Source organism: Methylobacterium sp. WL103 (assembly GCF_008039885.1).
Taxonomy (GTDB): Bacteria; Pseudomonadota; Alphaproteobacteria; order Rhizobiales; family Beijerinckiaceae; genus Methylobacterium; species Methylobacterium cerastii.
Genome location: NZ_VRUX01001207.1, coordinates 1 through 581, shown reverse-complemented (window position 1 = coordinate 581; position 581 = coordinate 1). Strand labels below are relative to the sequence as shown.

General features: G+C 73.3%; 1 protein-coding gene. It reads right to left on the bottom strand.

Features of this window, described 5'->3' with window-relative positions; translation table 11 throughout:
• Positions 1-331 (bottom strand): heme biosynthesis HemY N-terminal domain-containing protein (locus FV222_RS28650; RefSeq protein ID WP_281406951.1); only part of this gene is annotated, 331 nt, incomplete at its 3' end.
• Positions 332-581 lie beyond the last annotated feature (250 nt).

The window sequence follows — 581 nt, the reverse complement described above, 5'->3', positions numbered from 1 at the left end:
GCCGGACACCCTGGTGAACGGCTCGCGCGAGCGGGTCGCCCGACCCGACGGCGACCATGCCGCGCGACAAGGCGGTGAAGCCCTTCGCCCGGCGCCGCTCGCGCGAGCCGTTCACCAGGGTGTCCGGCAGGGTGATGAGGCCGCGCACCACGGCCCAGACCAGGCCGAGCACGATCGCCGCGACGCCGACGCCGACGAGCGCGATGGCGAGGCTGGTGGCCACCTCGTACCCGTTCCACACGATGGTGACCGAGCCGGGTCGGTCGGCGATCCACACCGCCCCGAAGGCGGCGACGGCAAGCAGGGCCAGGAAGGCGAGGGCGCGCCACATGAGGTCGGGTACTCCTGTCAGCCGCGAGAACGGCGTCGCGTCGCGACGAGGTCGTGGGCGGGGGCGTCGGGCGCCCCCGCGGGATGGTGTGTCGCCGCGATCACGACTTGAGACTGATCACGGCTTCGATGCGATCACGGCAAGGAATGCATCAAGGTTTGGCGGCCGGCGCGGTCGTCGGCAGGCCCTTGAAGGCGTCGGAGAGCAGCGCCTGCGCCGCCTGCGCCGCGGCGGCCCGCGCCGTCAGCGT